We start from the raw sequence: 27,000 nt of genomic DNA, 5'->3' as shown, positions 1-27,000 counted from the left end.
TAATCCATCCCCAGAAAGCAACCCCGCCACCTACGAATCCGAACCCAGCGACCGTGCTGGTTATGAAAATGACCATTAGCGTCTCAATAAACTTCCTCATGGCTTTCTCCGTGCGCGACGACGCAACCACATGCTGTCGGCTAAGGTCGCGGTATAATTTAGGGTTTTAACTTCGGCAGGGGCTGGTTGCTTCTTGCGGGGAGTGCGGGTTGTAGGTTTGAATATCAGCTTCTCTTCTAGTCTGTCCCAGACTGATTTACGCCTTCGTGTCATGATGCCATCCCCAACTTTATCGATGTTGCGCCATAGTTCATAAGCCCATCCCGATCGACAAAGCTTGTCAGCCCGGCACCGCGTCGCATGTGGTTGAAGATGATTAACATCGAGCCTTTGTTATTTCCGTTCACCGATACGCCGGTATCCGCCCTTACAAACGATATACGTCCTCCAGTGATGAACCTGATTTCTGTTGCATGCTCCCTGGCGAGTTTGAACCAACCGACAGAGGGATCAGCCGGTACCAGCATCACCACGCCATTACCATTGAATGCGGCTTCAATGGCTTTGGTGACCCATGGAGTGATGTCGCTATATGGAGGGTTGCACCACAGATAACCTGCACCGAATGAATGAAACCAGTCTGCAGACAATGCGTCATCCTCTTTGGTCAGGAACGCCGGATGAAGATGATTGAGATGGCTTGCTGCCACATCGCCTACAAAATTGAACTCAGCATCCAGCGCTGCATACAGTTCTAGCGGAGTTCTCCATAGATCACGTATCTCAACTGGGGTGTTACTTCCCGTGTAGTCACTCATTACGCCACCTGTTTCTGTTTGTTTGCCTCACCCCAGCGTTGCGCCCACTCTATGCGCTCGCGGGATTCATCACTGAACTTCACGCCCTGCTCAGTACCGAACCAGTAGATTGCCTCGATAACATCAACCATCTGCCCTACCCGCATCTTGCTAGTGCGCTGGCCGAACATCACAACACCGCCGCCAATGCCTGGTGCGGTTCGCTGCTCCTGTTTCTGGGTCTTGGCTACAAGCGCGGTGATCATGTCCTTCCAGTCGTCTTCGTCGTATCGCTCTCCATACCAAACGACTTGCAGCGCAAGGTCATGCAGCAGTGGCCACATCTTGCGGTTCTGTGAAAGCGTTCGTTTTGGTGGGGATACTTCGACTTCGATTGGCTTTGACTGGTCTAGCGGTAGGTTTTTGATGTGCTCTATCAGGTTCTGTCGTATCTGTGGGCTTCGTAAGTAGAAGACCTGTTTATCCATGGTTATCTCCTTTGCTCACATGAACGCTTCGTAACCTTCGTCACGCTTCAGCGAAGCTGCATAAATTTCCCACTCGGTGTAATACACGCCGTTGTATCTGCTTCCAGCCCATACCGGTTCGCAATCTGCGTAAATCGCCGCGAAGGTGTTCTGTGGAAGCTTGCAAAGGGTGTTAATTCGGTGGTCAGACTCTTGCTGTTCTTTCTGGCGGATTTGATGCTGAATATAAGGACCTAGCACTCTCGGCCTCCCTTTTTGACAGCGCGGCTTTCGTTCCTAGCTGTGATTATCGCCAGGTGGGCAATCATCTTGGAATACTCCAGGTGCTTTGATACACCATCCTTGGTGCTAACTCGGTCATGCCATGAGCGATCGCAGCCTGCGTACTGGTTGATCACTTCGTAGTCATCGGGGGTGATATTCATGATTTCCTCGGCATGTTTAGCTTCTTGCGGAGCTCGGCTATTTTATCCAGCCCCTTCTCGTTGCTGACAGGGATGTGCAGCCTGGGGATTTGCACCACCGGCGCAGGGATTTGTTCGCCAGCCTCGATTCGTTTCGACATTGCAGAAAGTTCCTTGGCACACCGCTTGCGGAGTTCCGACTCAGCCAGGTTAAGCCCTCTCATTTCGCTGTAGAGCTTCGTCACCATCCAGTAGGCTGCGTTGCTCTGCCATGGGAAAGCCTCCGGAGTGTCGTAGAGTCCTCGTCGTGCGCTGTAGTTCATCACCATCTCGTACAGCTCAGCATCGTCCGGTAATCCAGATGCACGAATAGCACCCTGCTTGCACCATGCGATGAATTGCCCGGGTGACGGCCAAAACGGCGACTCACTGGAGCGAGCGTGTTGCATGCCTGCAGATAGTTGCTCACGGCTGCGTATCCCGTTCTCTGCGAATGCGGCGATCCACTGCTTCTTGGCGGCTGATTCATCCGATTCGCTGCGCAGGTTGGTCTGGCTGGCTGCAGGGAATACCTGTTTGAGCTGTCGAAATAGCGCGTCTACCAGTTTTTCAGCTTCCGGATTAACTATGCTTTTCAGGTTGGCCGGTTGGCCGCCGTACATCGTCGCTAGCTTCGCTCCGTCACGGTTGGCTATGGCGGTCATCAGTTGCTTGCTCATATGAATTCCTCCCACGACTCTTGGCTGTTCCAGTGTGGTACTGGCTCGGCGTCAATACGTTGCTTGCGGTTTGGTTGTCCCTTCTGGGTCTGTAGCGTGCCCCACTTCTCTCGGAGCTTTGCAGGGGAAAGGATGTTTGAACACCAGAAGCTATCTCGGTTAGCCCAACGGAAAACTTCACAGATTTCTTTGTGGGTGAGGTCATCCTGCTGCCTCATCAGTCGAACCACGTTCGCCCAGTCTGACCAGGTTGGTTCCTTGGCCGCGGCGTTGACTGTGAGGATTTGGCTGTACATCCAACGACAAGCTTTCTCGTCGTCTTCGGTTCCCCACTTAGCACCAGTGGGTGAGTAGACAAACGCATCTGGATGGGCTGATAGAAACTTCTCCAAGCGGTCGTTTGAGGATTCGCCAGAATTCTCGGACGAAGTCTTTTTAATACTGTTCTTGTTCTTGTATTGGGTGTCTACCGTTTCCGGGAACCTTTTACCCGTTTTCGGGAAGGATTTTCCCGTTTTCGGGAATTTTCTTCCCGTTTCCGGTTTGTCTAAAATCCATGCGGAAAGCTCGGTATTTACCCCGACCAATTTCATCATCCCTTGCTTCTGGCTGAAGATGATTTGTCGTTCTGCGAGAGCCTTGATAGCGTCAGAAACATGCGTATCACTTAGCCCTGTCAGCTCAGCGATCACGGTGTTCGTTACCCTGTCCTGTTTTTTATTCCATCCATAAGTGAGCCATATCACCGCTTCAAAACACTGCCACTCCCTGCCTGACATTCTCAGGCGAGGCTTTAGCTTCTGTATCTCATTGGCGACCTTGGTATACCCATTGGACAGGTCGGCCATGTGACCTCCTGACTGATTCTGTTTCGTGGGGAAATTGATAACTTCTGCTGTATTCATTAATCTTCCTCGACTTCGTAATCAGCAAAGTAACCGCCGATCATGTTTCTGAATCGAGTCTCTGTGACGGTGAATGCTTTCCGGCCTACTCGCGGGGTTCCATTCGGTGGAATCATGGTGCATGAGTAGAGAATTCGGCGTTGCCATTTCCCTGGCATGTCCACAACAGCTAAAACCTCCAGAATTCGACGGCCTTCTGCATCAGCAACGTAGTAGGTCTGATCGCCATAGCCACAATCAGCAGGCTCTAGCTTCTTGTGGCATCCGCCAACCCATCGGGTTTCTGATTCAATATCTCCGTCGTAATTTTGGTATGTGTATTCGTACTCCTTGAACGGATACGGGGTATCAAACCTATCGCCTGCATTTATCTGGCTCTCATTGCTGTTTACTGATCCAGTGCTTTGCATATATAATTACTCCTGTGAATTGATCCAGTCATTCGCACTTAGGCCTCAAAGAATTCCACGTTCTTTGGGGTCTTTTCATTTCTGCTCTCTGATATGCTCCAGCATCGAAAGCAACCTCTTCGCTTCATCGCCAGTGATAACGACGTTCTGCTCACATCCCGGCGCAGCTATGCACCCTGCAGGCAAGCCAAGCTCAACAATCATCTTGCTGGCTAACTTGGCGATCCGCGCCTTGTCACGGCTCAATGCTGTGGGGTGAATGCCCATCAGCTTTGCCAGCGCGTTGTTACCAAATTCCAAAACCGTCTTAAGCCAGTACCCTTCCAACACCTCTGGTTTGCAGGTGATCAATGTGTTGCAGGTAATTGCAGTTTCCATGCGTCATACTTCCTTTGTTGTTAATTAGTTACGTGCGGCATCCGTGGGGATTGCCACTGTTGTTACCCCTACATTTCGGTAGGAGTGAAGGCCTGTTGTGTTAAAGAGCGATATTGCTTATGCGGCTTGTTCTGGGCGAGGGAAAAGCTCCGGAAGATCTGGGCGGATTTCATGCGCCTGGACCATTCCGCCGGTGGCGGTCACAATGGCTTTTACTTTCTCAGGCGATACCATTCCGCCGTTCAGCCATTTATGAACCGCTGGCTGGCTCACGCCACACTCGTCGGCAAGCCTTTTCTGGCTACCAACGATACTCAAGGCTCGCTGGATAACTAAATTCATGGATTTGCCTCTTGCGGTTATTGAATAAAAATAATCATAACCAAAGTTATGCGCAATGTCCATAACTACTGTTATTTGAGTTGCTATAACTGAGGTTATATATTGTTTTTATGAAAACATTTGCTGAACGACTGAATGCTGCTATGGATGCCGCTGGGATTTCCCAGGGAAAGCTGGCTGCCATAATTGGTGTATCGCAACCTGCCGTGCAGAAAATGACGGCTGGCAAGACGCAGGGCAGTAAGAAAATAATTGAGATCGCCTCTGCGCTTGGGGTTAGGGCTGAGTGGCTTGCTGACGGCTCGGGGATCATGCGAGATGATGATATTCAACCCAAGCAGCAGGATTTTGCAGGAAATAAGAACAAGGATACTGACATATACCGCATCGAGGTTCTTGATCTGGTAGTCAGCGCAGGGCCAGGACGCTACATGCTCTCAGAGACCGTTGAGGTATTAAACGCAATTGAGTTCACCTCGGATCGTGCCAAGGCTCTTTTTGGCAGCCGTTCCGCCAATGAAGTAAAGGTTATGACAGTTGATGGGGATAGCATGTTCCCAACCATAAAGTCAGGCGACAGGCTGTTTTTCGATGTTTCCGTTCGTGAGTTCACCACAGATGGCATATACGCTTTCGTATACGGAAAAACATTTCATGTGAAGCGATTGCAGATGCAAGGAACCAGGCTTGTCGTCCTTTCTGATAACCCAAACCTTGAGCGCTGGGAAATCCAAGAGGATACGGAAGATCAGTTTTATGTGATGGGCAAAGCGCTACTGCATGAGTCAATCATGTACGGGAAGCTGTAGCCAGTGAGCTGATGAGCTGGGTGAGGCCGCAGAGATGATTAAAAAACAAGGGATTAATTGAATGGAAAGGCATGAGAGAATCAGCTACTTAGTTCCTTTTAACTCTGAAGGGGAATTAATAACCCCTCAAACCACATACGAACTGAGTGATATTCCATCAGAAATAAATCTTAAAATAGCTGTTGGTTTTGTCAACTTGCTTCCTGCAAGTAACTATAAATTAGTAATAAAAATCATTCCTCAGCACATTTCTATTGCCGTTGGTGAAACTGTTGACGTGAGCTCCTACCCTGAAGATATAGCTACGATGAACATAAACACGAAAGGAACAATTCTATCTGAGGTGGTAAATGGGTCAGTTGATGTAACAATTGATAAGGTGAAAATTGTAGCCAAGGGAAGTTACAGTATAACGGCAACCCTTCGTGATGATAGTGGCGAAGTTCACAGTCAAACATCTTATTTTTATTGTAAAATATCAAAATGAATCGACTTCATGCAGATGAAAAAGTCATAGAGATATCCGACCTTCGAAGAAATAGGATACAAAACACTTCACCATCCTCTGACTTCTCTGTGAGTTACGATACACCAGTCAGTGCTGGACAAAGCGCTGAAGCAGTGCCAGCATCTATGCATGGTGGTGGATCAGGAGGCGGTGGGCCAATGAATGAACGAATAGCCAGGCTTGAGGCGATCGAGGTAACCAACTCAAGGTTGCTATCAGAAATAAAGCAAGAAATATCAAATACAAATGCTTCTATTGGAAACTTAGAGCGAAGAGTTACTGATAAGATTGATGAAAACCAAAAGTGGATTGTCGCCCTTATAATTTCTTCAATTTTAGTCCCTCTATTATTGGCTTTAGTAGCCAAGTAACCCGGCCACCGAGCCGGGTTTTTTGTGCCTGCTGATCCCCTACTCCTGCACCACCTGCACTAAATCCATTCTCCTGCACTTTTTCTCTGCTCCTGCATGCCTGCTCGCCTGATTTTGGCTAGGCGCTAGGGGCTCCTGCACAAGGCAGTGAAAATTTATTCCTTTTGTAATCACTTATTTATAACTTTTATTATTAATTTATAAACCAAGTTATTGCCATCACTCATAACTTAGGTTATCTTTACCCCATCGAAACGAAACATCGATGCGGCAAAAGGAACTTTCAGCCGCGCCAGACAGGATGTCAGGCTGCTTCTTTAACATTGATGGGGTTTGTTCCCGCCGAAATGCGGGGAACCAAAGTGAAGTTGTCTTTGGGGTGTGGTGAAGGGTTCATGGACGGGAATATGTCGCACGTAAAGCGGCGAGGCCTGCGGAACTATTGCCGAAATAAAGTAGGCCGATGCAGGTCGAAACGGGTCTCCCACCGACCACACCACCAAAGGCAATTACCGGAGGTACAAATGACAATCGTATACACCTACGCAGCTTCCGATAACTCTCGGAATCGACGTAAAGCTCGCAGAGCGGCACAGAGGCAGCTTGAAGCGGTATCAGCAAAGCAACCAGTAAGCCGTGTGATGAAAGCCTGTATGAGCGTTCCAGCTCGTCACAGTGAGCAATCATCCGGGAGCATGTGCCTCCCAGAGGTAGCTCTATACAGAGCAGGCCATAGAAAGTCAGACAACATTACAGCTCGTTGAGCACAACAGGGGGTTACACGATGAGCAAGGTAAAAGCATCTCACATCGAAACACTGAAATCCGCAGGCATAAAGATTATTGAATCCCACATTCACGTCAACGGCGGCCATATCGTGATAGCTGATGTTGTCCATTGCTCGAATGGTGGCGGAAAAAAATGGCGCGAGGATCGTCCTCTTACCCTGCGTAGCGCTGAATCAGTATGTCGTTATCTTGACGATATCAGCTAACACCCACCGCGCCCTACGGGGCGTTAATCGACTGAGCATTGAAAAGTGTTCACTCGATTAACACGAACACAAAGCCTCTTCGGAGGCTTTTCTTTTAACTGGAGGGTGCAGCATGACTTACAACGCGAAGGTTTGGTTTTGGGTTCTGGTTGGCTGCGCCCTCTTCTGGTGTGGTGTGGTTATTGGATTGATGGAGATGGTGAGATGAGTGGATATGCAATACCAAAAAGTGAAGATATTGAATGGCAGCAGGATATGCTGCGCAAACTACATAACCGGCTTGAGATGCTCCAAGAAGGAGATTGTGAAGATATGGAGTCAGCGCTGAATAATGCAATAGATATAGTGTGCGCTCTGCGCGAATACAGCGGCTACTGACCATCCCAAAGCTCGTTATCTAGCGGGCTTGCTGATGTACCAGTAAGAAGACATAACCCCTCTTATCATCACTTCGGGCTACCTATCAATCAAAGGAGCGATGCCGTGACCGAGTCTACCGATTTAACCGTTATCGACATTAAGCCGGAACAAGCACCGGCGCTGTATATTCCAAACGGTCTTGATGCATATCTTAATCACATCAAGGCCAGTGTAAATGAAGCCCCAGACCTGACCACAAAGAAAGGCCGTGACCGTGTTGCCTCGCTGGCTGCGCAGGTAAGCCGCAGCAAGACCGCCGTTGAAAAGCCAGGGCGCGAGTACCTGAAGCGATTAAAAGAGGCCGTAAGGCCTGCTGAACAGGAAATTAAACGGTTCGTTGACGCCTGCGACGCACTGCGTGATGAAACACGACGCCCACTAACTGAGTGGGAAGCCGAGCAGGAACGAATCAAAGCCGAAGAGGAAGCAAAGCGACAAGCCGAAGCGCTAGCAAAGCAGGTAGAAGCCGATCACGAAATCGCCCTGCTGCTGAATGAAAAGTTCGATCGCGAAGCGGAAGAAAAAAGGGCTGAGGCTGAGCGCCAGCGCGTTGCTTACGAAGAAGAGTTAAAGCGCCAGGCTGCGGAGCAGGCTCGAATCCAAGCTGAGCAGAAAGCCAAGGCTGAACTTGAAGCCGCCGCTCGCCGGGAAGCAGAAGCGAAAGCAGAAAAAGAGCGAGCAGAACGTGAAGCCAAAGAAGCGGCTGAATTGGCAGAGCGTCAGCGTGTCGAGGCGGTTCAGCGTGCTGAGTTAGAAAAACGGCAGGCTATCGAGGCTGAACAACGCCGCGCAAAAGAAGAAGCTGAGCGCATTAAACGTGAAGCAGATGAGAAAGAAGCCGCCAGGCTGGCTGAAGAGAAGAGAATTGCTGATGAAGCTGCTAAGAGAGCTGCTGATGTTGAGCATCGCCGAGCCATCAATCGCCAGTCAGTAGCCGAACTTGTAGCCGCTGGATTGCCAGCAGATTGCGCTCAGAAGTGCGTCGAAACCATCGCTAAAGGCGAAGTATCAGCCATCCGTATCACCTACTAATCAAAATAAATTCAGGAGTCACCCATGATTTTTGCAATCGCGGGAGGCGCTCGCATGGGTGCTTTCCAACTAAACGAATCACTACTCGAAATTATTACTCGCCGGATGCGCTGCATTGGGCGATGGCTGAAAGACACTCTCAATCAGCGAGGTGAGCCATGAATTTCACCAGAACACTTCAATTACTCGCCCAGCTTGCCAAGGAGAAGAACGATAACACCCTCTTCCAGCTTGCTAACTCACTTTTCTATCGGGGGATGAAATGAACCCATTCATGAATTACGACCGCTCGGAAGAGGCGCGGGAAAGCAAAGCAGATTATCAGCACGCTCGCGATGAGTGGGTGCGTGATAAAGCTGATGAACTTTCGAAGAAATGGCCTGAGCAACTGAGCATGTTCGCCAACCCGTTTTTACGGATGGGGTTGAGCCTGCATGGCGATGATGCGCAGGAAGCATACGCGGAAATGGTCGAAAAAGTATGCCTGGTACAGGCCGAAAAGATGGCCGGAGAGAATGAGTTTTTGCACGGAACATTTAGAGAGGTAGCGTGATGAATCAGCAGCTAGTAACACAGGTACACAGCCTGATTAACCCGCTGAAAGCTGAATTTGAGCAGATGTGCTCAGAGCCGAGCATAACATTCAAGCGTGAGGTGGAGTTTGCAATGCAGATTTTCGCCAACAACGACTATCTTGCCGGCGTTGCCGTTCAAAACCCAGTATCAACTTGCAGCGCCATTAAGAACATCGCAGCCATAGGGATAACGCTTAACCCAGCGCAAAAGCTGGCGTACATGGTGCCACGGAAAGGTGCTATCTGCCTCGACATAAGTTACATGGGGCTGATGCACATCGCACAGCAATCAGGCGCAATTAAGTGGTGCCAGTCGGCAATCGTGCGAAAGAACGACAAATTTATGCGCGTAGGTATCGATAAGGCTCCGCAGCATGAATTTAACGAGTTCGACACCTTGGAGCAGCGTGGTGATGTTATTGGAGCCTATACGGTAGTCAAAACGGACGAAGGAGACTATTTAACCCACACAATGAGGACTGAAGATATCTATTCGATACGGGACCGTTCAGAGGCCTGGAAGGCGTTTAAATCGAAAGGAAAATCCTGCCCATGGGTTACCGACGAAGAGCAGATGATATTGAAAACTGTAGTCAAGCAGGCGGCAAAGTATTGGCCTCGCCGTGAACGTCTGGATGCTGCAATTGACTACGTGAATACCGAAAGCGGAGAAGGTATCAATTTCAATCAGGAACGCAGCCAAGAGCGAGACGTATCCCCCGCTACTCTGGAAACGCTGCAAACCATCACCGACCTCCTCACTCACATGGATAAAACATGGGAAGAGGACATGCTTCCGTTGTGCTCAAAAATATTCCGTCGCCCTATTGCCAAGGCTGAAGAACTGACGGAGGCCGAAGCTATCAAGGCCCATGATTTTCTTTCCAAAAAAGCCAAGGTGGCAGCATGAACCCAGAAATAATTCTGGAGCGCACTGGAATTGATGTGCTCCACGCAGAGCAAGGAAGCAATGATTGGCTCAGGTTAAGGTTGGGCGTGATCACTGCCTCTGAGGTATCCAACGTCATATCCAAGCCGCGTAGTGGAAAGAAGTGGTCAGACATGAAAATGTCCTACTTCCATACACTGCTTGGCGAGGTATGCACTGGCGTAGCGCCAGAGGTTAACGCCAAGGCGCTGGCATGGGGAAAGGAGCACGAAGAGTCAGCGCGGATGCTGTTTGAGTTTACCACCGGCGTTAACGTGGCGCAGGCCTCCATTCTGTTCAAGGATGACACGCTACGTACTGCCTGCTCACCAGATGGCCTTTGCAGTAACGGCTACGGCTTAGAGCTTAAATGTCCCTTCACCTCCCGAGACTTCATGAAATTCCGCCTTGGCGGATTCGATGCCATCAAGTCGGCTTACATGGCTCAGGTTCAATTCAGCATGTGGGTGACCGGTAAGGACGCCTGGTTCTTTGCTAATTATGATCCGCGCATGAAGCGAGAAGGAATTCACCACGTACTTGTTGAAAGAGATGAAAAATATATGGATGACTTCAATGAGATGGTGCCTGAATTCATAGAAAAAATGGATGAGTCACTCGCTGAAATAGGGTTCGAGTTTGGAGATCAATGGAGGTAGTCGTGGCGGCGCGAATATCTCATGAGTATTGGACAACTACAGAGATTTACTGGCTAAAGGAATTGGCTGGACACGTTAAAGCAAAACTCATAGCACGGAAGCTTGACCGCTCAGAACAATCAATCAGGCAAATGGCGAAACGCCTACACATCAGCCTGAAGATCATCAAAAAGCACCACCACCCCAAGCAAAGAAAACTACCACGGACATGACCATGTACGGACTCTTTCTACTCGTTTGCTACACGTTCCAACCCTGCGACTACCAACCGCAGGGCTTTGTTTATCCGGACTTACAAAACTGTGCTGCCGACATCCTGCAGCAAGACCTATCCCCCTCTTACACCTACCTGCCTGTCGATGCTGTGGTGCGGGCTAAGGATGACCTATGACCGAAGTATTGAGCTATGAAGCCCTGAAGGCTGAGCGCGATGCGCTGGCTGTGGAGAATGATCGTGCGCGTAAAGCTGTACAGATATTCTCTGACGCCACGCAGGAGTTAACTGAAATCATCGGTGATGAGATTGGCATGGATGGGGTAGCTATGCTGCTGGCGGGTTTCGATGCCGTAGGAAATATGCCAGCCACTGACGCAGCACTTGCAGCTATCCAGGCGCAGGGAGTGGATAAGCTTATCAAGTTGAAGATGGAACAGCTTGCCAACATGCATCCAGATACCCACGCATTTGGCGCTACAGCCGAGTCTCTGCGTGCTCAGATTAATGAGTTGCAAGCATTCTCCACCGAGCTGCGGGAGGCCAAATGAAAGAGCGCCCAGTGATTTTCAACGGTGAGATGGTTCGCGCCATTCTCGACGGCCGCAAGACCCAGACGCGGCGGATTGTGAAGTCTGACTGCATGGATATCGGCGAAAAAGATGATGGCTCTCGCTGGCCTTGGCGTGAGCACGACGAAGGAGGCGATTATTGGTATCCATGCCCATTCGGCCAGGTCGGCGATCGGCTGTGGGTGCGGGAGACGTGGCAAGGGCCATTGGTCGATGAGGAGCATCTCGAAGATTACCTAGCCAATACAGACAAGTTTCAAGCCCCGGAGTTTTGCGAGTACGCCGCCGATGGTGGTGCACGTCCTGAGTTTTGTGATTTGGACGACAAAGTCCACCAAGGCTGGCGCCCTTCAATCCACATGCCGCGCTGGGCCAGCAGAATCACGCTGGAAATCACCGCCGTACGCGTTGAGCGGCTGAACGATATCAGCCAAGAGGATGCTCAAGCTGAGGGGATGGAGCTTACCGGGTGGGTTCCATCTTACTCAAATCCAGACAATGCAGGGTTTGATGAGACATTCACTCCATATGACAACTTTGCCATGTTGTGGGAATCCATCTACGGCGTAGATAGCTGGAATGCTAACCCCTGGGTGTGGGTGATCGAGTTTCGCCGTGTGGGAGGTGCGTGATGCCAGACAATAAAACCGCTCAGCTTATTCACGCAGATTGTATGGAGGCCATGAAAAATATCGCTGATGGGTCTGTTGATATGGTTTTGTGCGACATACCGTATGGAGAGGTGGCACAGAAAAGCAGCGGTCTTCGCCTTCTTGACCGCGGAAAGGCTGATGAGTGCAACATAGATCTTAAGGCGATGGCTGATGAATTCAATCGCATTTGCAATGGAACTATTTACGCATTTTGCGGAACAGAGCAAATCAGCACTTTAGTAGGCCACTTTAAGCGCCACGGCATGACAACTCGAGTATGTGCATGGGAAAAAACCAATCCCAGCCCAATGAATGGGAAGCGATTGTGGCTGAGTGGTCTTGAATTCTGCGTATTTGCCAGAAAGCCAAATGCGACATTTAACGAGCATTGCAAAAAAGCACTGTGGCAGTTCCCATCTGGACGCTCGAAAATTCATCCAACTGAAAAACCAGTCAAGTTAATGGAGCGCCTAATACTCGCGTCGAGCAATCCTGGCGATATGGTACTTGATAACTGTATGGGTAGCGGAACAACAGGAGTTGCCTGTGCCAATACCGGGCGCAGATTCATAGGTATCGAAATAGACAAGATGTATTTCGAAGTAGCGCAGCGCCGGATTTTCGGAGAGCCAGCTGAGGAGGCCCAGCATGGCTAAGCGTAAGAGCAGAGACAAGCAATTCATTGACGACATGATCCGCTGTCGAGGTATCGACTTTGCCAGGATCGGGATGATGGTTGAAGTATATGGCGACCTTGGAACCATTGTTGGAATGAATGGCAGTGCCAACCTCGATGTTGTGTTCGCCAATCAACTGAAATATGGCAAGCATCCAGAGAACTGTCACCCATTCTGCGAGGTGAAGTATTTCGATAAGACCGGCGCGGTGATCGCCGACTACACCAAGGCAGCTGAAGCCCAGGAGAAAGCACAGTGAGCAACGGACGTTTAACAGACGAAGAAATCATGAAGCTGGCAGTCAAAACCGTGCAGGAGTTCGTTAACGCGTGCAACTGCAAATCAAAAGATGATGTTCTGCTCTGCCTGTCATATTGGCTCAGCGTTGGTATGAGCGCTGGTGAAACTGTTACGCACGGAAAAGCGGAGGTTCTGCAGTGATGAATAAGCAACTGGAAGAACTGAAAGCGGCCGCACTGGCCGCAACTCCACAGAAAATTGATGGGGCACAGGAGAAAACAGAAGACGGCTGCATGGAGTGCCCGTGCTGTAGTGGCGAGGGTCAGGTGGATGTTGGCGCTGATTATTGCAATTACGACAACACCGCTCTCGGTGTGATTTTTTACGGCATTGGCGATGCCCATGTGGCGGCTGAGCGTTATTTCCGCGCTGCTAACCCTGCTGTCGTTCTCGCCCTGCTGGAAGAGCTGGAGGCGAAGGATAAGCGCATCACCGAGCTGGAAGGTAGCGCTACGTTGCTAACAAATCAGAGGGATCTTTGGTACGGGAAAGTTCAGGATTTGGAAGCCAAGCTTGCGACGCCGGTGCGGTTGCCGAACAAGAACGATGCCGAGTTTTGGTTCGATGGCGTGTTTCAGGTGGCGAAGTTCGACCGTGCAGTTGAACGGGCTATCCGCGCCGCTGGCTTCACCGTAGAGGGGGATGAGTAGGATGACCGCACTTAGTGACCTTGAGAAATCCAGTAGAGAAAACCAGCGTGTGGTGTGCGTTAACGTTGGGGTTTTGAAATCTGCCATTCGTGAAATCGAGGCGCACGCGAAAGTAAACGGTAAAGGGGTTTTCACAGACATGGTGCTGAATGCGCTGATTGCGGCGGCTAAGGGTGGTGAATAGTGAAAACATTCCTGCTTTGGATGCTAGGAGCCGTGGCCCTGCTATTCCTCGCCGCGGTGGCTGAGGATTCGGATAGAGCCGACTGTGAAGAACGTATCGCAAAGGAACTGAATACCACGGCGGTTTATATCAATAATCACTGCATGGTCAAAGGCTATGGCCGTGCGGATGGGAGGTGATGCATGACACTAACGACAGAGCGCCAGCAGTTTGAACAATGGTGGCATGAAGAGTATTGCCACTTAGAGGGTTCCAGTGAGGCTGCATTCGTAAAACACGTGGCATGGGAAGCAATGCTGAAGGCCAGAGAACTCATGGCTAACCGGGAGGCGCAGCCGGTGGCAGAGCCTTACATGTACGAGTTGTGGAAATGGGATGAAACTGTACCAGAACTCGACCGATGGTTTTTGGTTGAGCGCAGCCATGAGAAACTTGTGGCAGGAAAGGAACAGAAGGTTGTGATCCTCTACACCGCCCCGCCAGCGCCAGCAGGTGAAGTGGTGGTCACTCGCAACGAACACGGTGATATCGTTGCTGTCACTCGACAGGATGTCGAAGGCCGGGTGATTGAGGTCATTGCTGAAAGTAATGCACCGCCAGCACCCGTAGTGCCGGACGAGCTTGTCGAAGAGCTGGGGACATGGAAAACGCCGGATGTAGTGTTCGGGTGGAATAAATGCCGATCCGCAATGCTGGCAGCAGTGCCTGAATATGACATCCTTGAAGACTATCGCGCTGAGATGCTTAAGCGCGTGACCTTTGGCTGGGATGGCAAATCATCTTGTAATGCGAACTCTCCGGAAATCCCGGAAGGTTGGAAGCTGGTGCCGGTTGAGCCGACGGAGAAAATGGTAATCAATGGATTCGAGTCCAACGCTATGGGTGCTCTTTCCGCCGCGGCTAATGAAGAGAATGGCTGGCCATATGGCTGCAGAGAAAGCGCTGAGTTCGTCAAAGGCATCTATATGGCGATGCTGGCAGCAACGCCGGAGGGTGGGAATTGACTCCCGCCAAACCATAATTATACTGTATATATAAACAGTGTTTTATGGTGTGAGCATGACAACAAAAAACGGCCTCGGCTATCAAGTCGTTTATCGCGGCGAAACAGTAGATTACATCAGGCCTGGTTCGTGGGTATTCTTCCAGCGACCGATTCACTGCGGCGGCGGGTATTGGCTTGGCCGTGCATACGATGACGTTTTCATTATCGAGTACGAACGCCCTACTTCGCTTTTTGATGGCATACGATTTATGATGCTATCAAAGGAAGTCCGGTCAAACGCACACTTGTTTGACGATGACTTTGAGCTGACGTGAGGGATTGATATGTCGTACAACTTGGGTAATCTTCCCAAAGACGAGATGGACAAAGTTAACGTGGATATGGCGGCTTCAGGCGTGGCTTACAAAGAGCGTATGAACATGCCTGTTATACCTGTTCAGGTAGAAGACCAGCAGCCAGAACACCTACGCGAGTATTTTCGCGAACGTCTAATGCACTACCGTGGTGTAAGCAAGCAGTTCCCGGGGCCAGCGTTTTATCCTGTGGAGGATAAGTAATTGATAACCGATTTTAGAGAGTTGCTTGGGATAAATGTTGACCTTGAACCAAGGCTGAAAGACTCCATTACAAATTTTACATTGGTATTTTCTCGGGCTGAGCAAGTACTAATGGAGGGAAATGGGTCTATCAGGAAAACTCATGAGTATGCAGAGGAACTTGCTGACAAACTTGGCATGGATGCGGGCATCGCATTCGATTACTTCCGCAATAGATACATCACCAGCATTGATGGTGAAAGTCGCCTAGATGCGCTATGCCCTGGCAAGCCAAGAGATAGGCAAAAGGTTTTTGATGCTTTTGTTAAAGTAGACCCGTCCAGTAAGGATAAGATGGAAGCTGTGCTAAACGTTTGTTTGCGTCTTCGGCATAACCTATTCCATGGAAATAAATGGCAGTATGGACTAGCAGGTCAGGAGGAAAATCTTGAACATGCCACTCTCCTTCTTTCTCGGTGCCTGAATAGGATAGCCAGACTGTAAGTTACATCTTAACGAAAAACAACCTCGCCACGGCGGGGTTTTTTATTGCCAAAAATCCACCTGGAGTACAACCAATGGACATTATCAGTGTCAGGATTCCCCGCGCCCGATTCACCGATGGGCATGTCAGTACGGACTCTTTAGAGCAGGTCATTCATCGCGGATTGTGGTGCAAAACCGGAGTTATGCCGGCACCGGTAAAGGTGTCTCTTCATGATGGCCAAGCAATCATGACATCCGGCTGCCTAGCTGATGATGTCGATACTATTTTGAGCAAAGGAGTTAACCATGGCTGACATTATCGACGCTGCGCAGGAGCTAGAAGAACTGAGCATTCGAGCTGCTCTATCTAACCGCCCTCGCCCTGACATGAAGTTTACCGGCACCTGCTACTGGTGTGGCGAGAAAGTCGCAGTGGGTAACTTTTGCAAAGGCGATAGCTGTGCTGAGGATTATGACCGGCGCATGAAAGCCAACAAGCAGAGGGGTGCAGCATGATTACCAAACGATCGCATCTTGATATTTACGCAACGATAGCCCTACTGGTTTGTTGCATCGTCGTTCTTGCATGGGGGTTTGTGGAATGATCGGACTTCACGAAATCCGTTTCGGTGCATTCAGTTGCTACGTCGTAGCTGATAGCAAAGAAGCGGCAGAGATGAACGTTGACGGAATAGTCGAGGCAGTAAAGACGGGGCAGCCATGCGAGGTAATTGATGGTGTTTTGGTGGGTGCAGGAGTGGCAGATATTGGAGGGTTGTTGCAATGAACGATTACAGCAAGATGGACGATAGAGACATAAACACCCTAGTTGATGCAGTAACAGGCAACAGGACAGTTGGTAATGACTACTGCAACAACCCAGCGGACGCATGGCCGATAATTGTTGAAAACTCCATTGTACTTATGCCCTCTATGAGGGTTGAAAAGTCCGGGCTGTGGCTGTGTTTCGATGTAAACAATTCTGACTGTGATTGCCAAGACGAAAACCCACTTCGCGCGGCCATGATCGTCTTCCTCATGATGAAGGCAGCGGAGTGATGCATGGACACAACAATAGAGAACGCGATCAGGTCTGTAGCACGACGATGTAGAACAGAAATCATCGACAAGACAAAAGGCAAGCCAAAGAAACAGCACGACCCCATTACCACCGAAATTCTGAATCACCACGCCAAGAAAATCACAGCCATCCCTCCTGGAAAGTTCAGCGCGAAATTGTGGCTGAGCTATTACGTGCATCTCATCGATAAAGAAGCGAGGACGCAATGAGCAATGTTTTGCAAATAACACCAAACAAGTGGGTGTCAGAAGACCTTCTGATGAGCCTTAGTGGTATGACCAAGCACATGATCCAGCACGCGAGGAGAACATCCTGGATGGAAGGTCGCGAGTATCGGCACGTATCACCAGACCTCAACCCAAAAATGAACAGTCCAATCATGTACAACCGAGAAGCGGTTGACAGCTGGATTGAGAGACAAAGACCTGCGATACGCAGAAGGATTTCTGCTTAAATAACACCCCCACTCAACTTAGAGGTAACAGATGGCTAAATATCCTACAGGAGTAGAGAACCATGGCGGAACGCTCCGCATATGGTTCATCTACCAGCGGCAAAGAGTCAGGGAAAACCTTGGCGTCCCTGACACGCCAAAAAATAGAAAGATGGCATCGGAACTACGCACATCCATTTGCTACTCAATCAAGACGGGGAGCTTCAACTATGCTGCAAGCTTCCCGCAATCACCAAATTTGAAAAAGTTTGGTTTTGTGGAAGAAGGGATAACAGTTGGGGATTTGGCAGCAAAATGGCTTGAGCTTAAAAGGATGGATATATCGATGAATGCCCATAATCGTTATCGCTCATACATAAAGATATGCTGTGAAATCCTGTCTCCGAATCGACCAGTTTCACACATTTCACACGAGGATATCCTAACCGTTAGGAAGGAGCTTCTTACCGGAACTCAGCTACTCGGTAACAAACAAAAAAATAGGTCAGTAAAAAAAGGGCGTACTGTCCGCACGGTAAATGTTTACATCACTTGCCTATCAGGACTGTTTGAGTTTGCCGAAAGGAGCGGATACATAAAGAAATCCCCCTTCCATGGTGTGGATCCGCTGAGGAAAAGTAAGTCAGAACCAGACCCGCTGAGCTATGAAGAATACCAACGGGTGATAGAGGCTGCGCCATCTCAGCAGATTAGAAACTTATGGGTGCTGGCCATTCATACTGGGATGCGCCACGGAGAGATATGCGCACTTGCATGGGAGGACATTGATACACGCAACTGGTCAATAACGATAAGCAGGAACATGGCGCTGAAAGGACACTTTACCCCACCAAAGACTGAAAGTGGCAACAGAACTATCATCCTCACTGATGTTGCCATTCAGGCGCTAAAGAGCCAGATGGAATACACACGCGTTGGGAGGCCAAAGCAGGTTGAAGTCAACTTGCGCGAGTTCGGCAGGAAAAGGATAGACCAATGCACTTTTGTGTTCGTTCCTAAGCTGACAGCAAGAAATGGATGCGGTGGCGATTGGTACGCTCCGGGATCAATAGGCGGAACGTGGAATAGCATGCTATCTCGTGCAGGAGTTAAGCATCGAAAAGCATATGAGTCTAGGCATACATATGCCTGCTGGTCTCTCAGTGCCGGCGCTAATCCAAACTTCATTGCTAACCAGATGGGCCATACGTCAGCCCAAATGGTATACAGCGTTTACGGGAAATGGATGAGTGACAACAATCATGATCAACTGAGCATATTGAACGCTAATTTCGGTGGGAATGCCCCACATATGCCCCAGGCGATTTCCTGCTAACCTAAAAACCCTTTAGTTTCAAAGCATCAACGCGCCCAACTGGGCTTGTTCAATATGTGATCCTGCCAGTCCACCACTTCACTTTCGCGCACCGCAATATGGCGTACCGTAATGCGTTCGCCGTGCATCGCCGCCTTGGAACCGCTGATCAGCGGATGCCACGGGAACAACGGTTTGCCTTCTCCGATCAGGCGATAGGCGCAGGTCGGCGGCAGCCAGTCAAAGGTGACCAGATTTTCCCGCGTCAGTTTGATGCAGTCTTCTTCCAGCTCGAAACGGCGTTCATAGTTACGACACTGGCAAGATTTGATGTTCAGTTGGTTGCAGGCGACATTGGTAAAATAAATTTCGTCGGTATCTTCGTCGATCAGCTTATTCAAACAGCATTGCCCACAACCGTCGCACAGCGATTCCCATTCTTTTTCCGACATTTCAGCCAGCGTTTTGGTTTGCCAAAAAGGGAGTTGTGACATGTTGACGTCCGGTATAGGTAATTGAACTTCTGCCTGAGAACAGGCGGCGAGTGTATATCTTATTATACGTGCAAATCACGATGGCATCATCCCTTGATTAGCGCTGGGTGATGACGCTGATGGACTGGCGCGTCAATGCCGCCAGAAACGGCGCGTGACGCGCGCTGAACGCATAATGCCGCCGCGGCGGCATCGGCGATTAAATGACGCGGGTGTTGAGCGTTTTACCGTTCAGCGACACGTTGAGCATGTCGCCGGATGTCATCGGACCCACGCCTTGCGGGGTGCCGGTCAGAATAATATCGCCGGCTCGCAGGGTAAAGAAACGGCTCATATAGGCGATCAACGGCAAGATCGGCGTAATCATATCGCGGGTGTTACCCTGCTGACGTACGTCATCGTTCACCGTCAGTTTCAGTTCGGCATTCTGCGGATCGCCAAACTCGGCTACCGGGATAAACCCCGAAATCGGACAGGAACCGTCAAAACCCTTGGCCTTTTCCCACGGCTGCCCGGCTTTTTTGAAGCCGGCCTGCAAATCGCGCAGCGTCAGATCCAGCGCCACGCCGTAGCCGGCAATTGCCCGGGCCACGCGGTCTTCATTGGCCTGTTTGAGCGGCGTGCCGATCAATACCGCCAGTTCAACTTCATGATGTACGGCACCTAATTCCTTCGGGATGGCTACCGGTTGGCGCATATCGCACAGCGCGGTTTCCGGCTTGATGAAAATTACCGGTTCTGCCGATTTGGCGCTGCCCATCTCCTTGATGTGATCGGCATAGTTGCTGCCCACGCAGACCACTTTGTTAACCGGGAAATCGAGTAACGCGCCCTGCCAGTCTCTATGTTGGTACATACCTGACTCCTGACAAAAATGCCCCGGCAATCTGGTGGCCAAGGCCTGATAAGCTGAATTATTGTCCGACAGCGTCGGCCATCATACCCACGCTGATGGCAAAATAATATGAACGATTCCAATGCATAATAGTACGGAAATTATCATAAACCATGAATGCGCGCCCCTGCGCATCATCCGGCGTAATTATCCAACTGCGCAGAGTAGCGCTCGGCAGCGCTGAACCGTCCGCCTGCCTGATGCCCATCGCCGCCCACTGGTTGACGCTGCGTGCCTGGCCGTTTTTCAGCCCCAGATGGCCACTGCCGAAGCCCGACGGCAGTGTCACTTCACGCCCCCAGCCAATCCCCGGCTTCCAGCCTTCGGTTGCCAGGTAGTTGGCGGTTGAAGCAAAGACATCATCAAGGTTATGCCAGATATCGATACGCCCATCGCCATCGCCGTCGGCACCGTAGCTCAGGAACGAGCTGGGCATAAATTGGCACTGCCCCATGGCACCGGCCCAGGATCCGGTTAACTGCTCAGCCGGAACATGCCCCTGCTGAATAATCTGCAATGCCGCCATCAGCTGTTTACTAAAGAAGGCTTCTCGTCGCCCTTCAAAGGCCAGCGTCGACAGTGCCGACACCACGTCTTCCTTGCCCTGTATTTTGCCGTAATGGCTTTCCATTGCCCACAACGCCACGATATAGCGCTCCGGTACCCCATAACGTGCAGTCGCTCGCGCCAGCTGCGGTTGGTACTGTCGCAACAGCTGCCGCCCCTGCTGAATTTTCGTCGGCGACAGAACGCGTTGCAGATAAACATCCAGCGTTATTTTTTTCTCGAGCTGGTTGCGGTCGGCCTTGATCACCCGATCAACGAAATGCACATTGGCAAACGCGCTGTCGACGGTTTGCCGATCGATGCCCTGAGCCACGGCCTGGCGCTTGAGCGCTTCGACATACGCGGGAAACTCCGCCGGATCGCGCCCCGTCTGCGCCAGCGTAGTGTCCGCCGGTGCGGTCGGTGGCTTCAGCATGCCGTTCGATGAGACTGACGGCTTCAGCATCCCGCCGGTTGAGGCCGGGGCCACATCAGCCGTTGACGCCGTTGCTGGCGCAGACGCCGCGATATTGTCTTTGCTGGTGCAGCCTGCCAGCACCAGGGTGGTGATCATCAGAGCGGGAGCCGACAATTTCATCGCAATATTCCTTCTCGAAGCAAACCGGGCCCGTCACCTGTTGGCAACCGTCGCCCGGCCGGGGGCAGACAACCGGCGAATATTACTCCCCGCCGGTCAGATGCTGATTTAATAAATTTTCTACCGGCGGCGGGAATTGCAGATAAAACCCTTCTTCCTGCAAGGCCTCTTTCACTTTTTCAATATCCGCATTGGCTAATCTTTTACGCCCTTCAAGATTAAGCAGCATGGCAAACTGCGGCGTACCGAAACTTTTCAGCAAATCTTCCGGTACGCGAGAAAAATCGTCTTTTTTTTCGACATAAAGATAAGTTTGGTCACGTTTTGGGCTTCTATAGATCACACAAAGCATTTTTTTAACTCTATTTAATTGGGGCAGTATCTTGCCTGGATATAACTCTGACTATAACATGCTTCTAGTACATCGGAATATCGCACCCCGAGTGGTATTCCGGGGATTTAAAGTTGCTGAGACTGAGTCAGGATAGATGTCACAATCGCCAATTGAGCTAAAAGGCAGCAGTTTTACCCTATCGGTTGTTCATTTGCATAATTCGCAACCCGAGGTAATTCGCCAGGCGTTACAGGAAAAAGTCGAGCAAGCGCCCGCTTTTCTCAAAAACGCCCCTGTTGTTATCAACGTTGCTACGCTTAACGGCGATGCGAACTGGAAAGAACTCCAACAGGCCGTTACGGCTGCAGGCTTGCGCGTGGTGGGCATCAGCGGTTGTAAAGATGAGCGGCAAAAACGGGCTATTGCCCGTGCCGGCTTGCCGTTGATGAGCGAGGGCAAAGGCCAGAAAGTGGCCGTTGACGCACCGCCGGCCGTAGCGCCGGTAGCGGAAAATGCCCCGGCCAAAACGCGCACCATCAGCACGCCTGTCCGTTCCGGCCAACAAATTTATGCCCGCAACTGCGATTTAATCGTGACCAGCAGCGTCAGTGCCGGTGCCGAATTGATTGCCGACGGCAACATTCATATCTACGGTTCGATGCGCGGTCGTGCGCTGGCGGGCGCTTCAGGTGATACGCAATGTCAGATTTTTTGCACGCACCTGGGCGCTGAGCTAGTCTCTATCGCAGGGCAGTACTGGTTGAGCGACCAAATCCCGTCCGAATATTCCGGGCAGGCAGTGCGACTCAGCCTGTTGGATAACGCTTTAACCATACAACCTTTAAATTAAGCCCTTTTGACAAGGAATCCATTTCATGGCACGCATTATTGTTGTTACATCGGGTAAAGGGGGCGTTGGCAAGACCACTTCGAGCGCGGCCATTGCGACCGGCTTGGCCCAAAAAGGCAAGAAAACCGTGGTTATCGATTTCGACATCGGCCTGCGTAACCTTGACCTTATCATGGGCTGCGAACGCCGCGTGGTTTACGATTTCGTTAACGTGATCCAGGGTGACGCCACGCTCAACCAGGCGCTCATCAAGGATAAACGCACCGAAAACCTGTTCATTCTGCCCGCATCACAAACGCGCGACAAAGACGCGCTGACCCGTGAAGGCGTTGAAAAAGTGCTCAACGAACTGGGCGAGATGGATTTCGATTTTGTGGTCTGTGACTCACCGGCAGGTATCGAAACCGGCGCGCTGATGGCGCTGTACTTCGCCGATGAAGCCATTATTACCACCAACCCGGAAGTGTCGTCAGTACGCGACTCGGACCGCATTCTGGGTATCCTGTCGTCCAAATCGCGCCGTGCGGAACAGGGGAAGGAAGCCATCAAGGAACACCTGCTGCTCACCCGTTACAATCCGGGCCGCGTTAGCCGTGGCGACATGCTGAGCATGGAAGACGTGCTGGAAATCCTGCGTATTCCACTGGTCGGCGTGATACCGGAAGATCAATCGGTGCTGCGCGCCTCCAACCAGGGCGAACCCGTCATCCTGGACCACGAGTCTGACGCCGGCAAGGCCTACGACGACACCGTTAACCGCTTGTTAGGAGAAGAACGCCCATTCCGCTTCATCGAAGAAGAGAAGAAGGGCTTCCTGAAACGCCTTTTTGGGGGATAAACCATGGCTTTGTTAGACTTTTTTCTGTCCCGCAAAAAATCGACAGCCAGTGTAGCCAAGGAACGGCTGCAGATTATCGTTGCAGAACGTCGTCGCGGGGACAGTGAGCCCCCGTATCTGCCTGATTTGAAACGCGACATTCTGGCGGTAATCTGCAAATACATTCAGATCGACCCTGAAATGCTCCACGTTCAGTTTGAGCAGAAAGGGGACGATATTTCGGTACTTGAACTTAACGTGACGTTGCCGGAATCGGAAGAAGCAGCTAAATGATTGCGACGCATTAATTACCCCCTGTATATTTTTTGCAGGGGGTAACTGTATATGCATCCAGATAAATCGTATTTTGACAGTAATTTCCACGCGTTTATTGTTTGAGATTAATCCCAATTAATTTTGCGTCAACTTTCTTTAAAGTTGAAAATGGTCCAAAAATATCCGGTCAGATTATCCAGCAACAAATGTACGGAGCAAAGACTGTTTCCCCTGCCCCGTTACTTTTATCGTTTAATTAATAATTCTTCAGAATAGCCTGCAAAGGTTCGGCTAATAATTCCGCACGCCAACCACTGATTAATTCCGGCAGACCGTCGCCGTTTTTCAATTTCCAGTGCCAATTGAGCAACTGGTTGATCTGACGTCGCGATGCCAACAGCTCGCTGCTGAGACCGCTTTGTTCGCTGACGGTAACGATCGCCGCCTTGATATCCTTGAACACTTTCTTGTAACCAGGCTGGTCGATCAGGCTCGCGACCGGTGGCGGCAACGCGCTCTCGTCCATCTGGTTGGCTTCCTCGACCAGCGCCAGCAGGGTTTTACCGTGATAGCGAATTTCCGGACCACTCAGGCCAAGGGCATCCAGCTCCCCCAACGACCCCGGCATATGACGCGCTACCGCCCACAGATTTTCTTCACGCACCACAAAATTAACCGCCAGATCGCGTTCACGCGCCTGACGCAACCGCCACTCCGCCAGCTTTTGCAAACAGCCCAACTGACGCGCGCGCAGCTGCCAGGCGTTGGTGATTTCACGGTAGGCCAGTTCCGGCGCCAGCGTTTCGCTGCGGCGTTGGCACAACAGCAGGCACTCGCTGCTGGCGGCAGCGGTCCAGCCGGCCTGTTCGGTTTCCTGCACCAACTGCCTGGCCATCGGCAACAGATAAAACACGTCGGCGGCGGCATACACGCACTGGCGTTCGGTCAATGGACGCGCCAGCCAGTCGGTACGCGATTCGCTTTTATCCAGTTCGACCTGCATGTATTGCGCCACCAGAGTGGCAAAACCGCACGACAGCGGCTTGCCGGTAAAGGCGGCCAGGATCTGCGTATCGACCAGCGGAGTGGGCAACGTATTGAAGGCGTTCAAAAACACCTCCAGATCTTCGCTACCGGCGTGCAAGAACTTGACCACTGCACTGTCGGCCAGCAGATCGACAAACGGCTGCCATTGTTTGATTGGCAGTGGATCAATCAGGGAGAGTTGTTCACCATCGTATAACTGGATCAGGCCTAACTGCGGATAGTAGGTACGCGTTCTGACAAATTCGGTGTCGAGCGCAATCTGCGCATGTTTTCTTGCCTGTTCGCAGACCTGCTGCAATCCGGCGTCGGTAGTGATCAACGTATAATTCAAAACATCATTCTCTTATTTCGGTTCAAACACAACAACGCCGGCATTCACCGGCGTTGTTGATGCAAAGGGACAAGCAAGGCGTCAGGCGGCATCAGCGGCCTTTGGCTTGTTCTGCTCGTCACGCAGTTCTCGCCGCAAGATCTTGCCAACGTTGGACTTTGGCAATTCGTCGCGGAACTCAACAATTTTAGGCACTTTATACCCGGTCAGATGCCGACGGCAATGCGTCAGCAGCTCATCAGCGGTCAGTGAGGCATCCTTCTTCACTACGCACACCTTCACCGCCTCACCGGAAACGTCGCTCGGCACGCCAATCGCCGCGCACTCCAGCACTTTGGCATGCTGACTGACCACCTCTTCGATTTCGTTCGGATATACGTTGAAGCCTGACACCAGGATCATGTCCTTCTTGCGATCGACAATGCGGATAAACCCGTCATTATCGACCGTAACGATATCGCCGGTCGCCAGCCAACCGTCCTTCAGCACTTCATCCGTTGCTTCCGGGCGCTGCCAATAGCCTAACATAACTTGCGGCCCTTTGACCCACAGTTCACCCGGTTCGCCCGGCGCAACATCATTGCCGTGCTCATCCACCAGGCGCACGTCGGTCGACGGCACTGGCAAACCGATGCTGCCGCTGTAATGTTTCAGATCGTAGGGGTTGCCAGCCACCAGCGGCGCGCACTCGGTCAGGCCATAGCCTTCCAGCAAATGTTTGCCGGTGGTTTTTTCCCATTTGTCCGCCACCGATTTCTGCACCGACATGCCGCCGCCGACCGAGAAACGCAGGGTCGAGAAATCGAGTTTGTGGAAGTCGTCGTTATTCAGCAGCGCATTAAACAAGGTATTTACCCCACTCATGGCGGTGAACGGGTATTTGGCCAGTTCTTTTACCAGACCGGGAATATCACGCGGGTTGGTGATCAGCAGGTTGCGACCACCCAGATCGATGAATAACAGGCAGTTCACCGTTAGTGCAAAAATGTGATACAGCGGTAACGCCGTCACCACCAGCTCCTGACCGTCACGGAACAGCGGCGCATAGGCCGCCTTGGCCTGCTCCAGATTGGCCTGCATGTTGCGGTGGGTCAGCATCGCGCCCTTGGCAACCCCGGTGGTGCCACCGGTGTATTGCAAGAACGCCAGATCGGAATTAATGATGTCCGGTTTTACATATTGCAGCCGGCGACCGCGTTGCAGCGCGGCGCGAAACGAGATGGCATCCGGCAGGTGATACTTGGGCACCAACCGTTTGATGTACTTCACCACAAAATTGACCAGCGTGCCTTTGGCGGCGGAAAGCTGATCGCCCATCCGCGTCAGGATTACGTGCTTTATCTGGGTTTTGAATACCACTTTTTCCAGCGTATGGGCAAAGTTGGATACGATGACGATCGCCGCCGCCCCGCTGTCGTTCAACTGGTGTTCCAACTCGCGCGGCGTATAAAGCGGATTGACGTTGACCACCACCATGCCGGCGCGCAAGACGCCAAACAGCGCAATCGGGTATTGCAACAGGTTGGGCATCATCAACGCCACACGGTCGCCCTTCTGCAAACCGAGTTCATTTTGCAAATAGGCGGCGAAAGCCCGGCTGCGCTCTTCCAGCTTGCGGAAAGTCATGACCTCGCCCATGTTGATAAAGGCTGGCTGATCTGCGTAGCGCAGCGCCGCGCTTTCGAACATTTCAACCAAAGACGAATGGCGATCGGCGTCGATTTCTGCCGGAACATCTGCCGGGTAACGTTTTAACCAGACCTTGTCCAAGGTATTACTCCTGAAATCATTACTAATAATCATCGCAGCCCCCAAACACGCAGCCGAACTTTAACAATATTTTAACTCAGCGTACCAGTTTGCGTTTTAAACAATATTCAGGTTGCGATGTAGGTCACTAATTGCCGGCGGATCCTGGTGCCAAAAGAAAAGGGCGGCATCTAAGCCGCCCTCATCACAATAAAAA

General features: G+C 51.1%; 46 protein-coding genes. 31 read left to right on the top strand and 15 right to left on the bottom strand.

The genetic code is table 11. The features are described 5' to 3' along the window. Nucleotides 1-96 precede the first annotated feature (96 nt). The 9 genes from ACCC84_RS10255 to ACCC84_RS10215 form a co-directional block, all read right to left on the bottom strand. On the bottom strand, nucleotides 97-273 hold the full coding sequence (locus tag ACCC84_RS10255) for a NinE family protein (RefSeq protein WP_187961515.1): 177 nt from the start codon (nucleotides 271-273) through the stop codon (nucleotides 97-99). Then, complete coding sequence (locus tag ACCC84_RS10250; RefSeq protein WP_371901856.1) at nucleotides 270-818, bottom strand: phage N-6-adenine-methyltransferase; 549 nt, start codon at nucleotides 816-818, stop codon at nucleotides 270-272. The genes ACCC84_RS10255 and ACCC84_RS10250 overlap by 4 nt, the downstream gene beginning before the upstream one ends. After that, nucleotides 818-1,285 (bottom strand): recombination protein NinB, encoded by a 468-nt coding sequence (locus ACCC84_RS10245; RefSeq protein WP_371901854.1) that lies wholly within the window; start codon nucleotides 1,283-1,285, stop codon nucleotides 818-820. The genes ACCC84_RS10250 and ACCC84_RS10245 overlap by 1 nt, the downstream gene beginning before the upstream one ends. A gap of 15 nt (nucleotides 1,286-1,300) precedes the next feature. Further along, nucleotides 1,301-1,525, bottom strand: a complete 225-nt coding sequence (locus ACCC84_RS10240; RefSeq protein WP_371901852.1) for a hypothetical protein — start codon at nucleotides 1,523-1,525, stop codon at nucleotides 1,301-1,303. A gap of 181 nt (nucleotides 1,526-1,706) precedes the next feature. Further along, nucleotides 1,707-2,408 carry a replication protein P gene (locus ACCC84_RS10235; RefSeq protein WP_371901850.1) on the bottom strand — a complete coding sequence of 234 codons (702 nt, stop codon included), beginning with the start codon at nucleotides 2,406-2,408 and terminating at the stop codon, nucleotides 1,707-1,709. Continuing rightward, entirely contained in the window at nucleotides 2,405-3,256 is an 852-nt protein-coding gene (locus tag ACCC84_RS10230) for a phage replication protein O (RefSeq protein WP_371901848.1), read from the bottom strand. Before ACCC84_RS10230 ends, ACCC84_RS10235 begins: the two co-directional genes overlap by 4 nt. A 56-nt stretch (nucleotides 3,257-3,312) precedes the next feature. Next, nucleotides 3,313-3,723, bottom strand: a complete 411-nt coding sequence (locus ACCC84_RS10225; protein ID WP_371901846.1) for a hypothetical protein — start codon at nucleotides 3,721-3,723, stop codon at nucleotides 3,313-3,315. Nucleotides 3,724-3,798: 75 nt separating this feature from the next. After that, complete coding sequence (locus ACCC84_RS10220) at nucleotides 3,799-4,101, bottom strand: hypothetical protein (RefSeq protein WP_371901844.1); 303 nt, start codon at nucleotides 4,099-4,101, stop codon at nucleotides 3,799-3,801. 117 nt (nucleotides 4,102-4,218) lie between these two features. Then, a complete protein-coding gene (locus ACCC84_RS10215) occupies nucleotides 4,219-4,443 on the bottom strand; it encodes a transcriptional regulator (RefSeq protein WP_371901900.1) in 225 nt (74 codons plus the stop codon). A 110-nt stretch (nucleotides 4,444-4,553) separates the two neighbouring features. Here ACCC84_RS10215 and ACCC84_RS10210 point away from each other — a divergent pair, with 110 nt between their 5' ends. The 28 genes from ACCC84_RS10210 to ACCC84_RS10080 all read left to right on the top strand — a co-directional run bounded on the left by ACCC84_RS10210 (nucleotide 4,554) and on the right by ACCC84_RS10080 (nucleotide 18,867). Further along, a complete protein-coding gene (locus ACCC84_RS10210; protein WP_371901843.1) occupies nucleotides 4,554-5,252 on the top strand; it encodes an XRE family transcriptional regulator in 699 nt (232 codons plus the stop codon). A gap of 61 nt (nucleotides 5,253-5,313) precedes the next feature. Next, nucleotides 5,314-5,739, top strand: a complete 426-nt coding sequence (locus ACCC84_RS10205; protein WP_371901841.1) for a hypothetical protein — start codon at nucleotides 5,314-5,316, stop codon at nucleotides 5,737-5,739. Continuing rightward, nucleotides 5,736-6,131 (top strand): hypothetical protein, encoded by a 396-nt coding sequence (locus ACCC84_RS10200; protein WP_371901839.1) that lies wholly within the window; start codon nucleotides 5,736-5,738, stop codon nucleotides 6,129-6,131. Before ACCC84_RS10205 ends, ACCC84_RS10200 begins: the two co-directional genes overlap by 4 nt. Before the next feature lie 326 nt (nucleotides 6,132-6,457). Beyond that, nucleotides 6,458-6,895 (top strand): transcriptional antitermination N peptide, encoded by a 438-nt coding sequence (locus tag ACCC84_RS23755; protein ID WP_443096492.1) that lies wholly within the window; start codon nucleotides 6,458-6,460, stop codon nucleotides 6,893-6,895. 20 nt (nucleotides 6,896-6,915) lie between these two features. After that, nucleotides 6,916-7,125 carry a hypothetical protein gene (locus ACCC84_RS10195; protein ID WP_371901837.1) on the top strand — a complete coding sequence of 70 codons (210 nt, stop codon included), beginning with the start codon at nucleotides 6,916-6,918 and terminating at the stop codon, nucleotides 7,123-7,125. A 45-nt stretch (nucleotides 7,126-7,170) separates the two neighbouring features. Then, entirely contained in the window at nucleotides 7,171-7,503 is a 333-nt protein-coding gene (locus tag ACCC84_RS10190) for a hypothetical protein (RefSeq protein ID WP_371901836.1), read from the top strand. Between the two features lie 105 nt (nucleotides 7,504-7,608). Further along, on the top strand, nucleotides 7,609-8,577 hold the full coding sequence (locus tag ACCC84_RS10185) for a hypothetical protein (RefSeq protein ID WP_371901835.1): 969 nt from the start codon (nucleotides 7,609-7,611) through the stop codon (nucleotides 8,575-8,577). A gap of 24 nt (nucleotides 8,578-8,601) precedes the next feature. Continuing rightward, on the top strand, nucleotides 8,602-8,739 hold the full coding sequence (locus ACCC84_RS10180; RefSeq protein ID WP_371901834.1) for a protease FtsH-inhibitory lysogeny factor CIII: 138 nt from the start codon (nucleotides 8,602-8,604) through the stop codon (nucleotides 8,737-8,739). 100 nt (nucleotides 8,740-8,839) lie between these two features. Further along, a complete protein-coding gene (gene gamL / locus ACCC84_RS10175) occupies nucleotides 8,840-9,130 on the top strand; it encodes a host nuclease inhibitor GamL (protein WP_371901832.1) in 291 nt (96 codons plus the stop codon). Continuing rightward, nucleotides 9,130-10,062 (top strand): recombinase RecT, encoded by a 933-nt coding sequence (locus ACCC84_RS10170; RefSeq protein WP_371901831.1) that lies wholly within the window; start codon nucleotides 9,130-9,132, stop codon nucleotides 10,060-10,062. Before gamL ends, ACCC84_RS10170 begins: the two co-directional genes overlap by 1 nt. Beyond that, nucleotides 10,059-10,739 carry a lambda exonuclease family protein gene (locus tag ACCC84_RS10165; protein WP_371901829.1) on the top strand — a complete coding sequence of 227 codons (681 nt, stop codon included), beginning with the start codon at nucleotides 10,059-10,061 and terminating at the stop codon, nucleotides 10,737-10,739. The genes ACCC84_RS10170 and ACCC84_RS10165 overlap by 4 nt, the downstream gene beginning before the upstream one ends. A gap of 387 nt (nucleotides 10,740-11,126) precedes the next feature. Beyond that, the gene (locus ACCC84_RS10160) at nucleotides 11,127-11,504 is read left to right on the top strand and encodes a hypothetical protein (RefSeq protein WP_371901828.1); all 378 of its coding nucleotides are present in this window, start codon (nucleotides 11,127-11,129) and stop codon (nucleotides 11,502-11,504) included. After that, nucleotides 11,501-12,157, top strand: a complete 657-nt coding sequence (locus ACCC84_RS10155) for a hypothetical protein (RefSeq protein ID WP_371901826.1) — start codon at nucleotides 11,501-11,503, stop codon at nucleotides 12,155-12,157. Before ACCC84_RS10160 ends, ACCC84_RS10155 begins: the two co-directional genes overlap by 4 nt. Then, on the top strand, nucleotides 12,157-12,834 hold the full coding sequence (locus ACCC84_RS10150; protein WP_371901825.1) for a DNA-methyltransferase: 678 nt from the start codon (nucleotides 12,157-12,159) through the stop codon (nucleotides 12,832-12,834). Before ACCC84_RS10155 ends, ACCC84_RS10150 begins: the two co-directional genes overlap by 1 nt. After that, nucleotides 12,827-13,114 carry a hypothetical protein gene (locus tag ACCC84_RS10145; RefSeq protein WP_371901823.1) on the top strand — a complete coding sequence of 96 codons (288 nt, stop codon included), beginning with the start codon at nucleotides 12,827-12,829 and terminating at the stop codon, nucleotides 13,112-13,114. Before ACCC84_RS10150 ends, ACCC84_RS10145 begins: the two co-directional genes overlap by 8 nt. Next, on the top strand, nucleotides 13,111-13,296 hold the full coding sequence (locus ACCC84_RS10140) for a hypothetical protein (RefSeq protein WP_371901821.1): 186 nt from the start codon (nucleotides 13,111-13,113) through the stop codon (nucleotides 13,294-13,296). The genes ACCC84_RS10145 and ACCC84_RS10140 overlap by 4 nt, the downstream gene beginning before the upstream one ends. Beyond that, nucleotides 13,296-13,805: an ead/Ea22-like family protein gene (locus tag ACCC84_RS10135; RefSeq protein ID WP_371901820.1), complete on the top strand. Its 510-nt coding sequence runs from the start codon at nucleotides 13,296-13,298 to the stop codon at nucleotides 13,803-13,805. Before ACCC84_RS10140 ends, ACCC84_RS10135 begins: the two co-directional genes overlap by 1 nt. 1 nt (nucleotide 13,806) lies before the next feature. Beyond that, nucleotides 13,807-13,989 carry a hypothetical protein gene (locus ACCC84_RS10130; protein WP_371901819.1) on the top strand — a complete coding sequence of 61 codons (183 nt, stop codon included), beginning with the start codon at nucleotides 13,807-13,809 and terminating at the stop codon, nucleotides 13,987-13,989. A 182-nt stretch (nucleotides 13,990-14,171) separates the two neighbouring features. Further along, complete coding sequence (locus ACCC84_RS10125) at nucleotides 14,172-14,993, top strand: hypothetical protein (protein ID WP_371901817.1); 822 nt, start codon at nucleotides 14,172-14,174, stop codon at nucleotides 14,991-14,993. Between the two features lie 55 nt (nucleotides 14,994-15,048). Then, nucleotides 15,049-15,309: a hypothetical protein gene (locus ACCC84_RS10120; RefSeq protein ID WP_371901816.1), complete on the top strand. Its 261-nt coding sequence runs from the start codon at nucleotides 15,049-15,051 to the stop codon at nucleotides 15,307-15,309. A gap of 9 nt (nucleotides 15,310-15,318) precedes the next feature. Beyond that, nucleotides 15,319-15,552, top strand: a complete 234-nt coding sequence (locus ACCC84_RS10115) for a DNA polymerase III subunit theta (protein ID WP_371901814.1) — start codon at nucleotides 15,319-15,321, stop codon at nucleotides 15,550-15,552. Beyond that, nucleotides 15,553-16,035 (top strand): hypothetical protein, encoded by a 483-nt coding sequence (locus tag ACCC84_RS10110; protein WP_371901813.1) that lies wholly within the window; start codon nucleotides 15,553-15,555, stop codon nucleotides 16,033-16,035. It begins immediately after the preceding gene. A 74-nt stretch (nucleotides 16,036-16,109) separates the two neighbouring features. Continuing rightward, a complete protein-coding gene (locus ACCC84_RS10105) occupies nucleotides 16,110-16,331 on the top strand; it encodes a hypothetical protein (RefSeq protein ID WP_371901812.1) in 222 nt (73 codons plus the stop codon). After that, nucleotides 16,324-16,533 (top strand): hypothetical protein, encoded by a 210-nt coding sequence (locus tag ACCC84_RS10100; protein ID WP_371901811.1) that lies wholly within the window; start codon nucleotides 16,324-16,326, stop codon nucleotides 16,531-16,533. The genes ACCC84_RS10105 and ACCC84_RS10100 overlap by 8 nt, the downstream gene beginning before the upstream one ends. Nucleotides 16,534-16,800: 267 nt before the next feature. Next, the gene (locus ACCC84_RS10095) at nucleotides 16,801-17,076 is read left to right on the top strand and encodes a phage protein NinX family protein (RefSeq protein WP_371901810.1); all 276 of its coding nucleotides are present in this window, start codon (nucleotides 16,801-16,803) and stop codon (nucleotides 17,074-17,076) included. A 3-nt stretch (nucleotides 17,077-17,079) separates the two neighbouring features. After that, nucleotides 17,080-17,307 (top strand): hypothetical protein, encoded by a 228-nt coding sequence (locus ACCC84_RS10090; protein WP_371901809.1) that lies wholly within the window; start codon nucleotides 17,080-17,082, stop codon nucleotides 17,305-17,307. Continuing rightward, the gene (locus ACCC84_RS10085) at nucleotides 17,304-17,552 is read left to right on the top strand and encodes an excisionase family protein (protein ID WP_371901808.1); all 249 of its coding nucleotides are present in this window, start codon (nucleotides 17,304-17,306) and stop codon (nucleotides 17,550-17,552) included. The genes ACCC84_RS10090 and ACCC84_RS10085 overlap by 4 nt, the downstream gene beginning before the upstream one ends. Nucleotides 17,553-17,583: 31 nt before the next feature. After that, a complete protein-coding gene (locus tag ACCC84_RS10080) occupies nucleotides 17,584-18,867 on the top strand; it encodes an Arm DNA-binding domain-containing protein (RefSeq protein ID WP_371901807.1) in 1,284 nt (427 codons plus the stop codon). A 26-nt stretch (nucleotides 18,868-18,893) separates the two neighbouring features. On the opposite strand, the gene ycgN is transcribed toward ACCC84_RS10080, so the two are convergent. The 4 genes from ycgN to ACCC84_RS10060 form a co-directional block, all read right to left on the bottom strand. After that, nucleotides 18,894-19,340: a cysteine cluster protein YcgN gene (ycgN, locus tag ACCC84_RS10075; protein WP_004962217.1), complete on the bottom strand. Its 447-nt coding sequence runs from the start codon at nucleotides 19,338-19,340 to the stop codon at nucleotides 18,894-18,896. Nucleotides 19,341-19,539: 199 nt separating this feature from the next. Then, nucleotides 19,540-20,196 (bottom strand): fumarylacetoacetate hydrolase family protein, encoded by a 657-nt coding sequence (locus ACCC84_RS10070; RefSeq protein WP_004962215.1) that lies wholly within the window; start codon nucleotides 20,194-20,196, stop codon nucleotides 19,540-19,542. Between the two features lie 58 nt (nucleotides 20,197-20,254). Beyond that, nucleotides 20,255-21,379 carry a lytic murein transglycosylase gene (locus tag ACCC84_RS10065; RefSeq protein WP_371901806.1) on the bottom strand — a complete coding sequence of 375 codons (1,125 nt, stop codon included), beginning with the start codon at nucleotides 21,377-21,379 and terminating at the stop codon, nucleotides 20,255-20,257. Nucleotides 21,380-21,461: 82 nt separating this feature from the next. Further along, nucleotides 21,462-21,731: a YcgL domain-containing protein gene (locus ACCC84_RS10060; RefSeq protein WP_039992039.1), complete on the bottom strand. Its 270-nt coding sequence runs from the start codon at nucleotides 21,729-21,731 to the stop codon at nucleotides 21,462-21,464. Nucleotides 21,732-21,867: 136 nt separating this feature from the next. Here ACCC84_RS10060 and minC point away from each other — a divergent pair, with 136 nt between their 5' ends. Genes minC through minE form a run of 3 tightly spaced genes read left to right on the top strand, consistent with a single transcriptional unit; the run spans nucleotide 21,868 to nucleotide 23,674 of the window. Next, nucleotides 21,868-22,563: a septum site-determining protein MinC gene (minC, locus tag ACCC84_RS10055; RefSeq protein WP_004962202.1), complete on the top strand. Its 696-nt coding sequence runs from the start codon at nucleotides 21,868-21,870 to the stop codon at nucleotides 22,561-22,563. Between the two features lie 25 nt (nucleotides 22,564-22,588). Next, nucleotides 22,589-23,401: a septum site-determining protein MinD gene (gene minD / locus ACCC84_RS10050; protein ID WP_004962198.1), complete on the top strand. Its 813-nt coding sequence runs from the start codon at nucleotides 22,589-22,591 to the stop codon at nucleotides 23,399-23,401. A gap of 3 nt (nucleotides 23,402-23,404) precedes the next feature. After that, nucleotides 23,405-23,674, top strand: coding sequence for a cell division topological specificity factor MinE (minE, locus tag ACCC84_RS10045; protein WP_088499709.1), 270 nt, complete (start codon nucleotides 23,405-23,407; stop codon nucleotides 23,672-23,674). A gap of 238 nt (nucleotides 23,675-23,912) precedes the next feature. Here minE and rnd read toward each other — a convergent pair whose 3' ends face one another. Both rnd and fadD read right to left on the bottom strand, forming a co-directional pair. Then, nucleotides 23,913-25,034, bottom strand: coding sequence for a ribonuclease D (gene rnd / locus ACCC84_RS10040; protein WP_004962192.1), 1,122 nt, complete (start codon nucleotides 25,032-25,034; stop codon nucleotides 23,913-23,915). Between the two features lie 81 nt (nucleotides 25,035-25,115). Then, entirely contained in the window at nucleotides 25,116-26,804 is a 1,689-nt protein-coding gene (fadD, locus tag ACCC84_RS10035) for a long-chain-fatty-acid--CoA ligase FadD (RefSeq protein ID WP_039992038.1), read from the bottom strand. Between the last annotated feature and the right edge of the window lie 196 nt (nucleotides 26,805-27,000).

It is taken from the genome of Serratia odorifera (genome assembly GCF_041448735.1).
Classification (GTDB): domain Bacteria; phylum Pseudomonadota; class Gammaproteobacteria; order Enterobacterales; family Enterobacteriaceae; genus Serratia_F; species Serratia_F odorifera.
This window is presented reverse-complemented; position numbering and strand designations above follow the sequence as displayed.